At 68.9% G+C, this 17,107-nt stretch carries 15 protein-coding genes and 1 pseudogene; 13 read left to right on the top strand and 3 right to left on the bottom strand.

Annotation, left to right across the window (positions count from 1 at the left end):
• Positions 1-43: 43 nt before the first annotated feature.
• Complete coding sequence (locus PUN51_RS17155; protein ID WP_159634095.1) at positions 44-1,531, top strand: glycoside hydrolase family 43 protein; 1,488 nt, start codon at positions 44-46, stop codon at positions 1,529-1,531.
• Positions 1,532-1,535: 4 nt separating this feature from the next.
• Here the strand turns inward: PUN51_RS17155 and PUN51_RS17150 are convergent, their stop codons facing one another.
• Positions 1,536-1,919 (bottom strand): CBU_0592 family membrane protein, encoded by a 384-nt coding sequence (locus tag PUN51_RS17150; protein ID WP_201302474.1) that lies wholly within the window; start codon positions 1,917-1,919, stop codon positions 1,536-1,538.
• Positions 1,920-2,020: 101 nt separating this feature from the next.
• On the opposite strand from PUN51_RS17150, the gene PUN51_RS17145 reads away from it, so the two are divergent.
• Entirely contained in the window at positions 2,021-2,944 is a 924-nt protein-coding gene (locus tag PUN51_RS17145; protein WP_159634093.1) for a LysR family transcriptional regulator, read from the top strand.
• A 142-nt stretch (positions 2,945-3,086) separates the two neighbouring features.
• The gene (locus PUN51_RS17140) at positions 3,087-4,235 is read left to right on the top strand and encodes a cation:proton antiporter (protein WP_159634090.1); all 1,149 of its coding nucleotides are present in this window, start codon (positions 3,087-3,089) and stop codon (positions 4,233-4,235) included.
• 6 nt (positions 4,236-4,241) lie between these two features.
• Here the strand turns inward: PUN51_RS17140 and PUN51_RS17135 are convergent, their stop codons facing one another.
• Positions 4,242-5,072, bottom strand: a complete 831-nt coding sequence (locus tag PUN51_RS17135) for an IclR family transcriptional regulator (RefSeq protein WP_275181903.1) — start codon at positions 5,070-5,072, stop codon at positions 4,242-4,244.
• Positions 5,073-5,232: 160 nt separating this feature from the next.
• On the opposite strand from PUN51_RS17135, the gene PUN51_RS17130 reads away from it, so the two are divergent.
• Genes PUN51_RS17130 through PUN51_RS17120 form a run of 3 tightly spaced genes read left to right on the top strand, consistent with a single transcriptional unit; the run spans position 5,233 to position 9,925 of the window.
• Positions 5,233-7,977 carry an alpha-L-rhamnosidase gene (locus PUN51_RS17130; protein WP_224024370.1) on the top strand — a complete coding sequence of 915 codons (2,745 nt, stop codon included), beginning with the start codon at positions 5,233-5,235 and terminating at the stop codon, positions 7,975-7,977.
• Positions 7,974-8,963, top strand: a complete 990-nt coding sequence (locus tag PUN51_RS17125; RefSeq protein ID WP_224024372.1) for an alpha/beta hydrolase — start codon at positions 7,974-7,976, stop codon at positions 8,961-8,963. Before PUN51_RS17130 ends, PUN51_RS17125 begins: the two co-directional genes overlap by 4 nt.
• Positions 8,960-9,925 (top strand): alpha/beta hydrolase, encoded by a 966-nt coding sequence (locus PUN51_RS17120; protein ID WP_275181902.1) that lies wholly within the window; start codon positions 8,960-8,962, stop codon positions 9,923-9,925. The genes PUN51_RS17125 and PUN51_RS17120 overlap by 4 nt, the downstream gene beginning before the upstream one ends.
• Before the next feature lie 13 nt (positions 9,926-9,938).
• Here PUN51_RS17120 and PUN51_RS17115 read toward each other — a convergent pair whose 3' ends face one another.
• Positions 9,939-10,688: a FadR/GntR family transcriptional regulator gene (locus PUN51_RS17115; protein ID WP_159634075.1), complete on the bottom strand. Its 750-nt coding sequence runs from the start codon at positions 10,686-10,688 to the stop codon at positions 9,939-9,941.
• A gap of 137 nt (positions 10,689-10,825) precedes the next feature.
• On the opposite strand from PUN51_RS17115, the gene PUN51_RS17110 reads away from it, so the two are divergent.
• From PUN51_RS17110 to PUN51_RS17080, 7 genes and pseudogenes are all read left to right on the top strand, one after another.
• Positions 10,826-12,124 (top strand): ABC transporter substrate-binding protein, encoded by a 1,299-nt coding sequence (locus PUN51_RS17110; protein ID WP_159634072.1) that lies wholly within the window; start codon positions 10,826-10,828, stop codon positions 12,122-12,124.
• Between the two features lie 106 nt (positions 12,125-12,230).
• Positions 12,231-13,175 carry a carbohydrate ABC transporter permease gene (locus PUN51_RS17105; RefSeq protein ID WP_275181901.1) on the top strand — a complete coding sequence of 315 codons (945 nt, stop codon included), beginning with the start codon at positions 12,231-12,233 and terminating at the stop codon, positions 13,173-13,175.
• The gene (locus PUN51_RS17100; protein WP_224024378.1) at positions 13,172-14,047 is read left to right on the top strand and encodes a carbohydrate ABC transporter permease; all 876 of its coding nucleotides are present in this window, start codon (positions 13,172-13,174) and stop codon (positions 14,045-14,047) included. The genes PUN51_RS17105 and PUN51_RS17100 overlap by 4 nt, the downstream gene beginning before the upstream one ends.
• 10 nt (positions 14,048-14,057) lie before the next feature.
• A complete protein-coding gene (dgoD, locus tag PUN51_RS17095; protein ID WP_275181900.1) occupies positions 14,058-15,206 on the top strand; it encodes a galactonate dehydratase in 1,149 nt (382 codons plus the stop codon).
• Between the two features lie 5 nt (positions 15,207-15,211).
• On the top strand, positions 15,212-15,889 hold the full coding sequence (locus tag PUN51_RS17090; RefSeq protein WP_275181899.1) for a bifunctional 4-hydroxy-2-oxoglutarate aldolase/2-dehydro-3-deoxy-phosphogluconate aldolase: 678 nt from the start codon (positions 15,212-15,214) through the stop codon (positions 15,887-15,889).
• On the top strand, positions 15,886-16,857 hold the full coding sequence (locus PUN51_RS17085) for a sugar kinase (RefSeq protein WP_275181898.1): 972 nt from the start codon (positions 15,886-15,888) through the stop codon (positions 16,855-16,857). The genes PUN51_RS17090 and PUN51_RS17085 overlap by 4 nt, the downstream gene beginning before the upstream one ends.
• 51 nt (positions 16,858-16,908) lie before the next feature.
• Positions 16,909-17,107, top strand: a pseudogene (locus tag PUN51_RS17080) (bifunctional D-altronate/D-mannonate dehydratase); the annotation flags it as partial.

Here is a 17,107-nt window from a genome sequence, read left to right as displayed (position 1 = left end):
ACCGGGCCCTGCCTGGGGCGCCGCTGGGCGGCACGATAGCGGGATGACCTCCAATCCCATCCTTGCCGGCTTCAACCCCGACCCGAGCATCGTCCGCGCCCCGGACGGTTTCTACCTGGTCACGTCGTCCTTCGAATACCTGCCGGGCCTGCCGGTCTACCACAGCGAGGACCTGGAACGCTGGGAACTGGTGGGCCATGTGGCTACAAGGGAGGAGCAGGTCCAGGTTGCCCAGGTCCCCACGCCGGGCGGCGTCTGGGCGCCCACCCTGCGCTACCGGGACGGTGTGTTCTACCTGATCGTGTCCGTGTTCCTCGGTGGGCGCGGTTGCGTCCTGTTCACGGCCGCCGATCCCGCGGGCCCATGGAGCGACGGGACGGTCATCGGGGCGGTGGACGGCATCGACCCGGACCTCGCCTGGGACGACGACGGAACTGCGTTCGTGACGTTCGCCCGCCACCCCGACGCCCTCCAGCAGGTGCGGGTGGACCTCGCAACCGGGGAAGCCCTCGAGAAGCCGCGACCGCTGTGGTCCGGCAGCGGGCTGTATTCGCCGGAAGGCCCGCACCTTTACCGGCGCGGTGACTGGTGGTACCTGCTGGCGGCCGAGGGCGGCACGGACAGGGGCCATGCTGTGACCGTGGCACGGTCGCGGCGGCCGGACGGGCCGTTCGAATCCGCTCCGCACAATCCCCTCCTCACCGCCGCGGGAACCGGCTCGCCCATCCAGAACACCGGGCACGCAGACCTCGTTGAGCTTCCCGACGGCGGAACAGCCATGGTCCTTCTGGGTGTCCGCCCGGTGGGGCTGGCGAAGTCGTTCGCACCGCTGGGCCGTGAGACGTTCCTGACCACCGTGGACTGGATTGACGGCTGGCCGCACGCCCGGATGCCCCAGCCCGGCGTGACGCCGCCGGAGCAACTTGAGTACGACTTCAGCAACGGTGCCGGGCTGGAGGATCCGCGATGGATCGGTGTCCGCAGGACGCCCGCTGAGTTCTCGGCACCCACGTCCAAAGGGCTCCTGCTCAGGGGCGAAGGCAGCACCATGGGGTCGCCCAGGCCTTGTTTCGTCGCCCAACGCCAGCGCCACCTCGCGATGGAATTCAGGGCCGTGCTGGACGTCGGCTCCGGCGCGGGCGGCATCGCCGTGCGGAACGCCGAGGACAACTGGTTCGGCATCGAGGCCCGCCAGGACGGCGACGCCGTCAGGATCACGGCGCGTGCCGTTGTCGCGGGCTTTGACCGCACCTGGGAAGCAACTGTTCCGCCCGGGGATGTTGAGCTGGCAATCGAGGCCAGCCCGCCGCCGTCGGACTTCCGCGCCGGCGCCGTGGGCGGCGACAGGATCCGCCTGCTGGTCCGTGACGCCGGGGCGGGCGGCAGCGCTGAAGGCGAGCTGCTCACCGAACTGGACGGACGGCACTGGGCCTTCGAAACTGCCAAGGCCTTCACCGGCAGGGCTTTTGGCGTCTTCGCGGTGGACGGCGAGGTCCTGGTCCGCCGGCTGTCCTACCGCGGCAGGGACTGACCCGCTACGCGGCCACGGCGCCGGGCTGCGCGGCGTGTCCGGCCGGCGCCGTGCATGCGGCCCTCGCCGGATCTACGACGGCAAGCTGGCCGGTGGTGTCCGGGACGCCGGGAAGGTGTATGGCAGGGGCCTCGGCGCCGGCCTCCGTACCGCGGGCGCCGCGCAGGCGGAGGAGCGAAACGGCGGAAATGAGGAGCCACGCGGCATTGGTGGCCACTGAGGGCCACGCCTCGTGGAAGGCGCCGTTGAGGATAAAGGCAGCGGCGCCGAGGAGGTTGGCGCCCTGGAACGCCCGGCCGGCCTTCACCCACCCCATGGAGACCGACAGAAACGCGGTCAGAATCATGGCGGCGCCGGCCCAACCGGAAATTTCCCAAACGAGTTCCATTGGTGTCCTTTCGTAAATCGTTACCTAATGGCAATTCTGCGGGCCCGTAGACGTGTAGTTCAATTGCATTCTTCTGCACTCCTGGTTTAGAAATGCTTAACATGGACATGGATCCCCGCCGGCTGCTCGTGCTGCTGGCTGTCGCCCGGACCGGCGGCGTGCTCGCAGCCGCCGATGAACTGCACCTCACGCCCTCCGCGGTGTCCCAGCAAATCACCAAGCTGGAGCGGGAAACCGGGCATGCGCTGATGGTCCGCACCCCGAAGGGGTCTGTGCTGACTCCTGCGGGCCTTGCCATGGCTGAAGCCGGCGAGGAGATTGAACGCGCCCTCAGTGTTGCCCGGACCCGGATGGAGAGCGGGGCCAACATTTCAGGTGTGGTGCGGCTGGGCGGCTTCACCAGTTTCATCCGCACCGTGGTGATCCCCCGGTTGCCTGAGTGGCGGAGCAAATATCCGCAGCTCCAGATCCGCATCGTGGAGGACGATTTTCCCGCCCTGATGCGGCTTCTCCGGCAACGCCAGCTCGACGCCGTGGTGGTGGAACACGACTCCACCACCGCCGGCCAGCTTTCACTCGGGGCAGGAATGATCGAGGAACCTCTGCTGGATGAACCGTGGAGGCTGGCGGTGCCCACCGGAGCGCTGCTTAGCACTGAAAGCGTGGACCTTGCCCGGCTGCCGCTTCCCTGGCTCGGGGTGGATTCCGCAGCCGCGAACTCCGCGGTGCTGGGGCGGCTGCGCCATTCAACGGGCGCCAGCATGGAGACTGCTCACCAGTACCAGGAGACGCTGACGGCGCTGGCACTGGTCGCTGCCGGCGAAGGCGTTGCCATCGTGCCCACGCTGGCCCTGGCTGGCGTGGCCCATGAAGGGGTGGACATCCTTGACGTTCCCGGGCTGGGGACACGGCGCATCGTCCTGCGGCGGTTCGACGGGCGCCGGCGTTCCAGCACCCCGGTGGACACCGTGGCGCGGCTCCTGCGCGAATCAGCGGCGGCGTTCGATACGCGGTCGGCGTCCTGACCGGCCCTGATGTGCAGTCCGCGGTGCCGTTGACCCCCTGCAGGGGCATGGGTACTGTGGGCGCACAATCCGTCCGCGGCGCCGGCAGGCTGCGGATGCCTGCGGCGGGTAACGGTCCGGGCGCGCCGGCAAAAGGAGGCAGGTGTCGTTCTTCCAGCTTTCGCTGATCGCCGCCGTCGCGCTCCTCGGACCCTTGCTGGCATTTCCCCGGACATGGCACCTTCCCATGGTGCTCGGGCAACTGCTGGCCGGAATCGCCATCGGACGCACCGGACTGGGGCTCGTGGATTCCACAGATCCGACGTTCACGTTCGTTGCCGATGTGGGATTCGCCCTCATCATGTTCGTCGCCGGAACGCACGTGCCGGTACGGGACCAGGCCATCCGTCCCGCCCTGGGCGGCGGCGCGCTGCGGGCTGCCATCGCTGCGGCCCTCGCGGCTGCCGTAGGAACCGTCATTGCGTTCGCCTTCGGCACCGGACATGCGCCGCTCTACATCGTGCTGCTCGCTTCCTCGTCAGCCGCCCTTGTGCTGCCCATTGTCGATTCCCTGCGGCTGGCGGGACCGAAGGTCCTGACGACGACGGCGCAGGTGGCGGTGGCGGATATCGCCTGCATTGTGGCGCTTCCGCTGGCCGTCGATCCGCCCAACGCGCCGAGGGCAGCCATCGGGGCGACCGCCGTCGCGGCGTGTTCGGTGGTGTTGTTCTTCGTGCTTCGCTGGCTGGAGCTCAGCGGCACCCGCGGTCGGGTGCATGACGTGTCCGAGGAACGGAAGTTCGCCCTGGAACTGCGGATCCAGCTTGCCTTGCTCTTCGCGCTGTCCGGGCTTGCCGTGGCGGGCCACGTGTCCGTCATGCTCGCCGGATTCTCCTTCGGACTGGTGGTGGCGGCAGTGGGTGAACCCCGCCGGCTGGCGCACCAGCTCTTCGCAGTCAGCGACGGCTTCCTGGGGCCGGTGTTCTTCGTCTGGCTGGGCGCGTCGCTGGACCTGCGCGCGCTCGCCGGCACCCCGGCCATGGTTCTCCTCGGGGTCTGCCTTGGAGCGGGGACCCTCCTGGTGCACGGCAGCCTGCGCCTGCTGGGCCAGCCGCTGCCGCTCGCCGTCCTGTCGGCATCCCAGCTGGGCGTGCCGGTTGCCGCGGCCACCATCGGCTCCCAGCTGTCCCTGCTGGAACCGGGGGAAGCCTCGGCGTTGATCCTGGGCGCCCTCATCACCATCGGGGCCAGCGCCGCGGCGGGTTCACGGGCTGCCCGCACCTTCGCACGGAACGCCGAGGCGCCGGCGTAGCCGGCGCTACCCCCGGGAGTGGGTCCACACCCCGGTGCTCGCCTGCGCCTGGAAGCCCAGGTTGCGGGACACGGCGCGGGCGGCGGCGCGGACCGCCGGGGCAAGGACGTTGGGCGGCGTGGCACCGTCCGGAACCACGATGGACAGCGACGCCACCACGGCGCCCTGCGCATCGAAGATGGGGGAGGCCACGGATACGGTGCGGGACGGGACGGTCCGCCGGATCATCGCGATACCGGTCCGCCGCACGTCGGACAGGGTCCTGCGCAGCTGGCCTTCGGGCATTTCGGGCACGCCGGGTTCGTTTTCCGGCGGGCGCTTCAGGATGGTCTCCTGGAACTGCTGGTCCGCCCCGGCCAGCAACACCAGGCCGATGGCGGTGGACCTCAGCGGCGCACGGCCGCCCACCCGGTAGGCCACCTCTGTGGCGTCCTTCCCGGACAGGCGTTCGATCAGCACCGCCTCCTCGTTGTCCCGGACCGCCAGCAGCACGTGGTGCCGGGTGACCTCGAACAGGTCCTCAAGGTAGGGGAGTGCGATTTCCCGCACGCCGTGCCCGCGCGGAGAGAGGGATGCCACTTCCCACAGCCGGACCCCCACCACGTACCGGCCGTCGTCGAGCCTCTCCAGGGCACCCCACGCCACCAGCCGGGCGATCAGCCGCAGCGCCGTGGGGGCAGGCATATCCGCGTGGCGGGCCAGTTCGGACAGTGTCAGCGCGCGGCGCCGGTCGGAGAAGACGGCGAGCAGGCTCAGTGCCCGGTCGATGACGGGTTCGCCCTGTTTGGGCCGCTTTCCGCGCGCAGGCGGGGTGTCCGTGTCCGGAGTGGCAGTCATGGCAGTGGTTCCTAGCGCCGTTGGCAGTTCCTGTGGCCCACGGGGAAGGCAGTGAGCTGAACCACAATACTATTCCAACCATTGAAAGCTCCCTGTGGAGGGGAAGTCACGGAACGCAAAGCTGGAACTCCCAGCAACCGCACTACAGGAGTCCCGCCGCATGACCGCCCCCACCCGGCTTCGGGCCGAACACCTGCCTGCGGCGCTGGGCCTGACCGTCACCACGCCCCGGCTGGGCTGGACGCCGCCCGCCGGCACCAGCAGCCAGACGGCGTACCGGATCACCGCCAGCAACGGCTGGGACACGGGCCGGCAGGAATCAGCCGCGTGCAGCGGCATCCCGTACACCGGCCCCGCGCTGGACTCCCGCAGCCGGTTCGTGTGGCGCGTCCGCACCTGGAACTCCGGCGAAGACGGCACCGAAACACCAACCGGCTGGTCCCAGCCGATGACGGTGGAACTGGGCCTCCTGCATGACACCGACTGGACAGCGCAGTGGATCGGCGCCGACGAGCCGGAGATCCCGGCGGCGGGGGAACGCCCCGGCTACGCCTTCACCAAAACCTTCACGCTCGACGCAGCCCCGCACAAGGCCCGCGCGTACGCCACCGCCCACGGCATCTACGAACTCTTCATCAACGGCCGCCGCGTGGGCGACCAGCAGCTCGCACCCGGCTCCACCAGCTACAACACCACGCTCCAGGTCCAGGCCTACGACGTCATGGACCTGCTCGTCGAAGGTTCCAACACAGTCCGCGCCGTCCTCACCGACGGCTGGTACCGCGGCACCTTCGGGTACACGCGCGACGCCGGCATGTACGGCACGCGAACAGCTTTCCTTGCGCAGCTCGAGGTGGAGTCCTCGGCCGGCCGGCAGACCATCGGCACCGACGGCTCCTGGCTGGTGTCCGCAACGGAGATCACCAGCGCCGACCTCATGGCGGGCCAGCGGGTTGACTTCCTGATGCACGACGGCGGGAGCACGCCGTCCGCAGGCACGGCACCCGGGGCACGTCCCGCCGTCGTCCGTCCCGGCGGCTTTACGGCACTCACCGGACCCCTCGCCCCTCCCACCCGCGTGACCCGGGAACTGGTGCCGGTGTCCATCACGCGGCTGCCCAACGGCCACCAGGTGGTGGACTTCGGCCAGAACATCCACGGCTGGGTCCGGCTGTCCCAGCTGGGTGCCCCGGGAGAAACCGTCACGCTGGAATACGGCGAGGCGCTTGGGCCGGACGGTGACGTCACCCGGGACCACCTGCGGCCGCACAATTTCCGCGCACCGGGGGCCTTCCTTGATGCCGGCCAGGTGGACACCGTCACCGCCTCCGGCGCCCCGGGCGAGGTCTTCGAGCCCCGGCACACCACGCACGGGTTCCAGTACGTCTCGGTCCAGGGCCTCGCCACGGACCTGCAGCCGGCGGACATCTCCGCCTGCCTGGTCCGGACAGACCTGGAACGGATTGGCACCTTCAGCTGCAGCGACGCCCGGCTGGACAAGCTCCATGACATCGTCGAATGGAGCTTCCTGGACAACTCCTGCGAGGTCCCCACCGACTGTCCGCAGCGCGAGAAGGCCGGCTGGACCGGGGACTGGCAGCTGTTCATCCCCACCGCCGCGTACCTGTTCGACGTCACCGGATTCTCCCGGAAATGGCTCCGCGACGTCCGGGCCGACCAGTGGGAGAACGGCGTCATCGCCAACATTTCGCCCTCGCCCGGACCCGCTGCCACCTCTGCGGAGTTCATGGCATTCACCAATGGGTCCGCCGGCTGGGGCGACGCGATCGTCATGGTGCCGTGGGAGGCCTACCGGGCCACCGGGGACGCATCAATCCTCGCCGAAAACTGGGACGCGATGCAGCGCTGGCTGGGCTTCGTCCGGACCACCGCCGAAACCCAGCGGCACGCAGCCCGCGCAGCCCAGGCGCCCCTCCCGGCCGCCCACGAGCAGTACCTGTGGGACACCGGCTTCCACTTCGGCGAATGGATGGAGCCGGACGGCCCCGAACCTGACCTGTTTGCCGCCCGCACCGCGGACAACGGCATCGTGGCCACGGCCTACTACCGGCACACCACGGACCTGATGGCCCGCATCGCCAGGGTGCTGGGGTTCGCCGGGGAAGCCGCCGCACTGGCGGAACTCTCGGCGAACATCCGGAACGCCTGGGAAACGGAATACCTGGACGCCGCCGGGCAGGTGACCCGACCCAGCCAGGCCAACTGCGTCCGCGCCCTGGCGTTTGACCTGGTCAGCCCGGAACGCCGCGCCACCGTCACCGCGCAGCTCGCAGGACTGATCCGGGACGCCGGCACGCACCTGGGCACGGGCTTCCTGTCCACGCCCTACCTGCTGCCCGTCCTGGCGGACAACGGCGAACTGGACCTCGCCTACGAACTCCTCATGCAGGACACCGAACCGTCCTGGCTCGCCATGGTGGACCGCGGCGCCACCACCGTGTGGGAACTGTGGAACGGCATCGACGCCCGCGGCGCCGCCCGCCAGTCGCTCAACCACTACAGCAAGGGCGCGGTGGTGTCCTTCCTGCACCGGTATACCGCCGGGCTGCGGCAGGCCCACGGCAGTGCGGGCTGGGAACGGCTCGTCATCGAGCTGCGGCCCGGGGCCGGCATCACCTCCGCCACCACTTCCCACCAGGGGCCGCGCGGCCTGATCGAGGTGGCGTGGACCATTTCGGCGGGGACTGCACCGGAAGCGGCAGCGTCTGAAAGCGCACCGGACGACGGCGTGCTGACGCTCACCGCCACAATCCCCTCCGGCACCACTGCCGAGGTGCTGCTGCCCGGCCTGCCGGCCGCCGTCGTCGGCCCCGGACACCATACTTTCCTTGCCGCACCCGGCGGGGACAGCACCCAACCTGAGCTGATGAGGAGCACACTATGACAGTGGACCGCGCTACCGACGTACTTGACGCTTCCCGCGATGCTTCCCGGCCCGGAGGCCGCACCATTCCGCCGTTCCCGGTCTACGACGCCCCCGGCACACCGGAGCAGGCAGGCGGGGTTTCGGTGGTGCACCGCGAAGTGACGTACGCCCGGGCCATCGGTTTCCGGCCGTTGAAAATGGACATCTGGCTGCCCCGCGAGGCCGCCGGACCCACGCCGCTGGTGCTGTGGGTGCACGGCGGTGCGTTCCAGCTGGGCGACCGCCGGGAGCTGCCGCCCACCTTCGCGCCGGACTCCGTGTTCCGGCTGCTCAACCAGGCAGGCATCGCCTGCGCCACGGCGGACTACCGGCACGCCCTGGAAGCCCCCTTCCCGGCGCAACTCCACGATCTCAAAGCCGCCGTCCGGTACCTCCGCGAATTCGCCGCGGAGCTGAACATCGATCCGGAACGGTTCGGCGCCTGGGGCGAATCCGCCGGCGGGCACCTCGTCGCGCTCCTGGGACTCACCGGAAACCGCCAGGACCTGGAGGGCGGCCTCGGCGCGCAGGGGCACCCAAGCAGCGTCAGCGCCGTCGTCGACTTTTACGGTGTCTCCTCCCTGGCGGACATCCCGCCCATGCAGCGGCCGGCCGGGCTGTTCCCCGCCGCACTGACCGCTGCCGTGCCGCCAGGCATGTCCCTGCAGCCGGAATACATGCTGGTGGGCGGCTCGGATGACCGCGACCTGCTCGCCGCGGCCAGCCCCGTCAGCTACGTGACCCCCGGCGCCGCACCGTTCCTGCTGGTCCACGGCGACAGCGACGGCCTGGTCCCGCACTCGCAGACCGAACTCCTGGCCGCCGCCCTCGCCGAAGCCGGCGTCGAGCACGACGTGGTGACCATCGAGGGCGGGGACCACTGTTTCTTCGGCGCGGAGGACCGGATGGAGGCCATCCTGGCAGCCGCCGTCGGCTACTTCTCGCGGAAGCTGGGCGCAGCATGACACCCACCAAACCTGCCGCGTCAGCGCCGGCGGCCGGCCCCGGGAACGACGCCCAGGCGCCCGACGCAGGGTTCGCGGAGTACCTGGCCAGGCCGGAAGGCCCGCAGTTCCTCAACCCGGACGCCGTGCGGTCGCCCGGGCCCGACGTCCCCATCCGAACCGTGACGGCGGACGGCCGGCACGGGCCGGTGGCCATCCGGATCTACGGTGAGGCGGCCGCTGCCGGCAGCCCCGCCCTGGTGTGGCTGCACGGCGGCGGCTTCGTCAGCGGGAGCGTTGACATCCCCGAATCGGACTACCTGGCACGGGTGCTCGCGGCCCAGGGGACGCCGGTGCTGTCCGTAGACTACCGCCTGGCGCGCAACGGCGTGTCCTTTCCCGTCCCGCATGATGACGCCCTGGCCGGATGGTTCTGGGCGCGGAAGAACGCCGCATCCCTGGGCCTGGATCCGGACCTGCTCTGCCTGGGCGGGGCCGGTGCCGGCGGCAACCTCGCCGTGGGCGCCGCGCTCTACCTGATCGACGCCGGCAAGCCACTGCCCGCAAAACTGCTGCTGGCCTATCCCTTCCTGGACGCCGAACTCCCGCCGCCGGCCGGAGGGCTGGACGATTCGGTCATGGCCGGACTGCCGCGGCACCTGCGGTTCACGCTGGAGGACTGCATCCGGACGGCGGAGAACTACGTGGGGGGTCCGGTCAGCATGGCACCGTCCTACGCCATGCCCGGCTACGCGGACCCTGCCGGACTTCCGCCCACCGCTTTGCTTGCCTGCGAGTACGACGACGCCCGCGGCTCAACCGAGCAGTTTGCCTCGGCATTGGAGCGGGCGGGGGTTCCGGTGTCCTACTTCCTGGCCGAGGGCGCAGTGCACGGCCATCTCAACCACACCGCAGGGCTGCCGGAGGGGCAGGCGGCACTGGACTTCCTGGCGGACCAGCTGGCGGCGGCGCGGAGGCCTTAAGCGCGGAGACGGGTCAGGGCTGCCCTGGCGTTTCTTCGGCCGCGTGGCTGCTGGACCAGATGTCCCCCATTTCCTCGGTGGACTGCTCCACGATCCTGCTCATGGCGGCGTGCGCGGCAGCGGCCTCCCCGCGCTGGATCGCGCTGGCCACATCAACATGCAGCTGCAGCGCCTCGTGGTCCGGAAGATGCGGCATCAGGCCGTGCTGGGTCCGCCCGGCCAGCACCTCCGCCACCAGGTTGTGCAGCTGGGAAAACATCAGGTTGCCGGAGGCATTGAGGACTGCGGCGTGGAAGTCGATATCGAGCCGCAGGAATTCCCCCTGGTCCCCGCGCTGCCCCGCGGCCCACAGCCGGGCTGCCATCGAGACAAGGTCGCTGGCCTCATCCAGGGATGCGCGTTCAGCGGCCAGGCGCGCGGCCTGCGGCTCAATGGCGCCACGCAGTTCGTTCAAGGCCCGCAGCTGCTCCAGCCGCTTGGCCGATGCCAGCCGCCACCGGATCACCTGCGGATCGTAGAGGTTCCAGCTCGCCTCGGGCTGGACCACCGTGCCCAGGCGGCGGCGGGACTCGAGCATCCCCATGGACGACAGGACGCGGGTGGCCTCCCGGATCACGGACCGGGACACCTTGTGCTGCGCCTCCAGCTCATCCAGCCGCAGGATGGAGTTCGGTGCCAGCGTTCCCTCGGCAATGGCGAGCCCCAGGTTCTCGACCAGCGATGAATGCAGGTCAGGGGACAACGCCGCCTTTGGGATGGTCATGAATAAATCATATGGGGGCATAGCAAGGTCTTGTATATGTCTGCCTTATTTGTCTATGCTCGCTGAACAGAGCAGACGTAACGAGGCGTTTGTAACCAGCCCGCGCTGATGCGGGCCCAAAGGCAAAGGGAGTCGTAATGAAGCGGCGTTCAATTGTGAAGTACGCGGCCGTGGCCGCGGCGATGTCGCTGGGGCTCACCGCCTGCAGCGGCGGCGGAGGCGGCAGCGACCAGGCGAAGGAGTCCGGCACCGTCCGCGTCACCCTCGCCAACCACGTGTGGACCGAAGGCATCAAGGCCGCCATTCCGGAGTTCGAGAAGTCCAGCGGCCTGAAGGTCGAACTCACCCAGCTGGGCGAAGACCAGCTCTCGGACCAGTACAACGTCAAGCTCAACGCAGGCAGCGACGAAATCGACGTCATGATGTACCGCCCGCTGCAGGAGGGCAAGGCCTTCGCCAAGAACGGCTACCTGGCGGACCTGACCAAGAACGTCTCCTCCGACTCCAACTGGGACTGGAAGGACTACCAGGAGGGCCCGGTCAAGGCCACCACCGTTGACGGCAAGGTGGTCGGCGTGCCGATCATCACCGAGCGCGAGGTCCTGTACTACCGCAAGGACCTGCTGCAGGCCGCGGGACTCCAGGTGCCCAAGACCATGGACGAGCTGGAAGCGGCCGCCAAGGCCATCAAGGCTTCCTCCCCGGAGACCGCAGGGTTCGTGGCCCGCACCGGCAAGTCCGCCGCCGTCACCCAGTTCTCCAGCTTCCTGTACAGCTTCGGCGGCGACTTCATGGACTCCAGCGGCAAGGCCTCGGTCAACACCGATGCAGCCAAGAAGGCCTACGCCTACTACGGCGGCCTGATCAAGAACTACGGCCCCGCCAACGTCAGCACGGACATGAGCTGGCCCGAGGCCATGGCCATCTTCACCCAGGGCGGCGCCGCCTTCTACACCGAGGCTGACTCGCTCTACAAGAACGCCACGGACCCCGCCAAGTCCAAGGTGGCGGACAAGGTCGGGTTCGCACCGCTGCCCGCCGGCCCCGCCGGTTCCAAGCCGTACAACATCCCCTCCTGGGCCCTGGGCGTGAACCAGAACTCCAGCAACCAGGAAAACGCCTGGAAGTTCATCCAGTGGGCCACCAGCAAGGAGCGCACCCTGGCCGCCCAGAAGGCCGGCGTCCCGGGCCCGCGTACCTCCGTCTGGTCCAACCCCGACGGGACCTCCACCTACCCCAAGGACCTGGCTGAGGCGATCTCCGCCAGCGCCAAGAACGGCGTGGGCCACGACCGGCCCGAGGTTGTCACGGTAGGCAAGGCCCGCGAAATCGTGGGCGCCCCGATCGTTGCCACCATCACCGGCGCGGACTCCGCCGCCGCGGCAAACGACGCCCAGACCGCTTTCCAGACCTTCCTGGACAGCGAAAAGAAGTAGGACGCCGGGCGCGGATGCGCCGCACCAGCCCGCCGGGACGGCCCCCAATGCCGTCCCGGCGCGGCCCACTTCACCCCCAAAACTCCTTAGGTGAACCATGTCTGTAATGAACCCACCCCGCAGCGCCCGCACCCGCCGGGCCGGTGGCCCCGCCCGTGCCGGGGGGAGCTTTTCCGCCTGGGCCAACCGGCACCGGAAGTGGCTTTTCGCGGCGCCCGCCATGATCTTCGTCGGCGTCCTGATCATCTTCCCCCTGGCCTGGACCCTGTACCTCAGCCTCACCGACTCCCAGGGCTCCGTCCGGGCCGCCACGGAATTCATCGGGCTGCAGAACTACCTCACGGTCCTCAGTGATTTCGAGCGTTTCTGGCCTGCCGTGGGACGCACGCTTGCCTTCACCGGCGTCGCGCTGGCCTTCGAAGTGGTCCTCGGAATGGGCGTGGCCCTGCTCCTGTGGCGGCCCTTCCGCGGGGAAAAGTGGGTCCGCGTGGCCATCCTGCTGCCGCTGGTGGCCACCCCCGTGGCCGTCGGCATGATGTGGCGGCTGATCTTCGATCCCAACATCGGCTTCGTCAACCAGCTCCTGGGCATGGTGGGCATCCCGCCGCAGCCGTGGCTGTCCGGACAGGACACCGCACTGGGCACCACCATCTTCATGGACGTCTGGCAGTGGACCCCCATGGTGGTCCTGATCCTGCTGGCCGGCCTGACCTCCCTGTCCGATGAACCGGACGAGGCCGCCCGCGTGGACGGCGCCAACGCCTTCCAGCGGTTCTTCTACATCACCCTGCCCCTCATGATGCCCACCGTGATCGTGGCCATCCTGCTGCGCGGCATCGATGCCCTGAAGACCTTCGACATCCTCTACGCCACCAAGGGCAAAGGCGGCGGCTCGTTCCACGAAGTGGAGACGCTGAACGTCTACGCCTACGGGCTGAGCTTCGACTACAACCAGTACGGGCTCTCCTCGGCGGTGCTGATCCTGTTCTTCATGATCATCATCGGCTCCATGTGGCTGCTCACCATGCGCAAGAAAGCGGTAAGCAAATGACCGTCATGACAGATTCCGCCGCCACCGCCACCAACCGGGCCCCGCGCCGGCGCAAGCCGCTGGGCACCCGTGCCTACAAGGTGTTCCGGGTGGTGGCCCTGATTGTGGTGGTGCTGTTCCTGCTGGCACCGCTGTTCTGGATGCTCCTGGCGTCGCTGAAGACCAACGTTGACATCTACGACACCGGCAAGGCGTTCCTGTTCTCGCCCACGTTCGAGAACTACGCCAACGTGCTGCAGCGCAACAACTACTTCGTGTTCATCGTCAACAGCTTCTGGGTGGCCTTCGTCTCCACCGCGCTCTCGATCGTCCTGGGCGTCCCCGCTGCCTACGCCATGAGCCGGTTCAGCATGCACCGTTCCGCACTGGTGGTCCTGATGGCCCGCGTCATCCCGGGCGTTTCCCTGCTGGTGCCCTGGTATTACGTCTTCTCCAACCTGCGCATGGTGGGCAAGTTCGAGGTGCTGATCCTCAGCCACATGTTCGTCGCGCTCCCGCTGATCGTCTACATCATGATGAGCTACTTCGATTCGCTGCCCCTCGAACTGGAGGAATCGGCCGAGGTGGACGGGCTCACGCCGATCGGGGCGTTCCGGCTGATCACGCTTCCGCTGGCGGTGTCCGGTATTGCCACCGCCGGCATCCTGTCCTTCATCTTCTCGTGGAACAACTTCATGTTCGCCCTGGTGCTCTCCGGCGCCAAGACCAAGACCCTGCCTGTGGCGATCTTCGACTTCGTCTCCTACGCCAGCATCGACTGGGGCGGGCTGATGGCCGCGGCCACCGTTGTGACCATCCCCATCATGATCATTGCGCTCTTCACGCAGAAGTACATCGTCTCCGGCCTGACCGCCGGCGCCACCAAGGGTTAGGAACCGCCGCGTGACCGTCATCAGCCGGATCGAAACATTCCTCGTTGCCCCCCGCTGGCTCTTTGTCCGGATCGAAACCGACAGCGGCATCGTGGGCTGGGGCGAGGCCACCTGCGAGGGCCGCAGCGAAACGGTGCGTGCCGCCGTCGGGCAACTCTCGGAGCTGCTCATCGGCAGGGACGCCCTCCGGATCGAAGACCACTGGCAGGTCATGACCAAAGGGTCCTTCTACCGCGGCGGCCCCATCCTGGCCAGTGCCGTGTCCGGCCTGGACCAGGCGCTGTGGGACATTGCCGGCAAGCACTTCAACACCCCCGTGCACCAGCTCCTGGGCGGTCACGTCCGTGACCGGATCCGGATGTACGGCTGGGTGGGAGGCGACGAACCGAACGAGGTGGCTGACCAGATCAGCGCGCAGCTGGAGGTGGGCCTCACCGCCGTCAAAATGAACGCCAGCGGCCGGATGAGCCCGGTGGCGTCAGTCGCCGAGATCGACGGCGTCGTCCGCCGTGTCGCGGCGGCCCGCCAGGTGCTGGGCGACCACCGGGACGTCGCCGTCGATTTCCACGGCCGCTTCAGCCTGGCCAACGCCAGGCGGGTGGCGCCCCTGCTGGAGCCGTTCCGGCCCTTCTTTCTCGAGGAGCCGGTGGTCCCGGAAAACACCCACCTGCTGCGCGAATTCACCTCCTCCACCACCACCCCGGTGTCCACGGGGGAGCGGCTCTACAGCCGGCAGGAATTCCTGCCCGCGCTGCAGGCAGGCATCGCGGTGGCGCAGCCGGACCTCTCGCACGCCGGCGGGATCACCGAGGTCCGCAAGATCGCCGCGCTGGCCGAGGTGTATGAAGTCCAGCTTGCGCCGCACTGCCCGCTGGGCCCCCTGGCGCTCGCGGCCTGCCTGCAGGTGGGCTTCGCCACGCCCAACTTCCTCATCCAGGAACAGAGCATCGGGATCCACTACAACCAGGGCGCCGAAGTCCTGGACTACGTGGTGGACAAGACGCCGTTCAAGTTCGTCGATGGCCACATCGAGCGGCTCACCGGGCCCGGACTGGGCGTCGAAATTGATGAGGCCGTGGTGCGGGCAGCGGACAAGCGCGGCCACGCCTGGCGCGGACCGGTGTGGCGCCACCCCGACGGATCCTTCGCAGAATGGTGAACCCCATGACATCGCAAAATGCAGCTGTTACGCCAGCCGAATTGTTGGCCGGCATCCGGCAGGCGCGCCTCGTCGGCATCGTCCGCGGGAACGACGGCGGTGCTGCCGCCAAGGCCGCGCTGGCCGCCATGGAGGAGGGATTCCAGTACGTGGAGATCGCCCTCACCACGCCCAACGCGCTGGAGGCCATCCGGGAAGTCCGCGCGGCTGCCCCGGCCGGCTGCCTGGTGGGCGCCGGCACCGTCCTCAGCCAGGCCGACGTCGAACACGTCACCGCAGCGGGCGGCCAGTTCATCGTCACCCCCTCCCTGGCCCCCTCGATCAGCGAGGCCGCCAACGCCGGCATCCCCGTCTTTGCCGGGGCGCTGACGCCCAGCGAGGCCTATGAGGCGATGGAACGCGGCGCCACCGCCATCAAACTGTTCCCCGCCTCGATCGGGGGCCCCGGTTACCTGAAGGCCGTCCGCGATCCCTTCCCGGACATCCCCTTCATCGCCGTCGGCGGCGTGGGCCTGGACGAAGCCGCCGGGTACTGGGAAGCCGGGGCCATCGCCGTCGGCCTCGGTGGTCCGCTCTTTGGCACGGCGGCCTCGGGCGGCGACCTTTCGGACATGCGGGACCGCGCCCGCCGTTTCCTGGGCCTTGCTTCTGAATTCGCGGCCCGTACCGGGACCCCTTCGTGACGGTGGACCTGCTGACCTTCGGCGAGTCCATGGTCTCGCTTCGGTCCACCGGCCCGCTGGCCTCCGGCGGGACCCTGAACATGCAGGTGGCCGGGGCGGAATCGAACGTCGCCATCGGCGTTGCCCGCCTTGGCCACACGGCGGCCTGGGCCGGGTGCGTGGGGGCGGATCCCCACGGCGAGTTCATCCTGAAGCAACTCCGGGGCGAAGGCGTCCAGCTGCACCACAGCGTCCACCCGGAGCGGAGCACTGGGGTGATGTTCCTGGAGCAGCGCACCGCAGACCTCAGCCGGGCCTTCTACTACCGCGCAGGGTCCGCGGGGTCCACCATCTCGCGTGCGCACGTGTCCGCCGCGCTGGATGGCGGCGCCCGGATCCTGCACCTGACCGGCATCACCGCAGCGCTCAGCACGGAAGCCCGGGACGCCGTGGAATACGCCGCGGAACGGGCGGCCGGTGATGGTGTAGTGGTCAGCCTCGACGTGAACTACCGCAGCAAGCTTTGGTCCCGGGACCAGGCGAGGGCGGTGCTCGGCCCCCTGGCGCGGCACGCCACCATTGTCATCGCGTCCGACGACGAACTGGACCTGATTGCCCCACCCCAAGCGGGGAGCGGGGCGGCAGGGACTGCTACTTACGGAGCTTCCGAGGCGGCCCGGCTGCTCGACGCCGGAGTCAGCGAAGTGGTGGTGAAGCGCGGCGCAGCAGGCGCCGCCGTCTATACCGCTGAAGGACGCCTGGAAGCACCGGCCCTCGCCGTGACCTGCGTGGACACTGTTGGGGCCGGAGACGCCTTCACCGCCGGCTACCTATCCGCGCGGCTCGACGGCGTCGATACCGCCGGCCGCCTGCACCACGGCATCCTGGCAGGCGCCTTCGCCGTCAGCACGCGAGGCGACTGGGAAGGGCTGCCCCGTCGCGAGGAGCTTGCCCTGCTTGATGCCGCCCGGGGCAGCACCGTGCGCTGACTCCAGCCCTTGACATTCCAGACCTTCAGAAACCCGACCCGAAAGCCAGCCATGAAAATCGTTGCCGCCGATGTGTTTGTTACCAGTCCGTCCCGGAACTTTGTGACCCTTCGGATCACGACCGAGGATGGTGTGACCGGGATTGGTGATGCCACGCTGAACGGCCGCGAGCTCGCGGTCGCCGCGTATTTGAAGGAGCACGTGGCGCAGTTGCTGATCGGGAAGGATCCGCACCGGATCGAGGATACGT

The organism is Arthrobacter sp. NQ4, from assembly GCF_029077345.1.
In the GTDB taxonomy this organism is placed as follows: Bacteria; Actinomycetota; Actinomycetes; order Actinomycetales; family Micrococcaceae; genus Arthrobacter.
The sequence above is the reverse complement of the archived record's forward strand: the minus strand, read 5'-3'. Positions and strand labels throughout refer to the sequence as shown.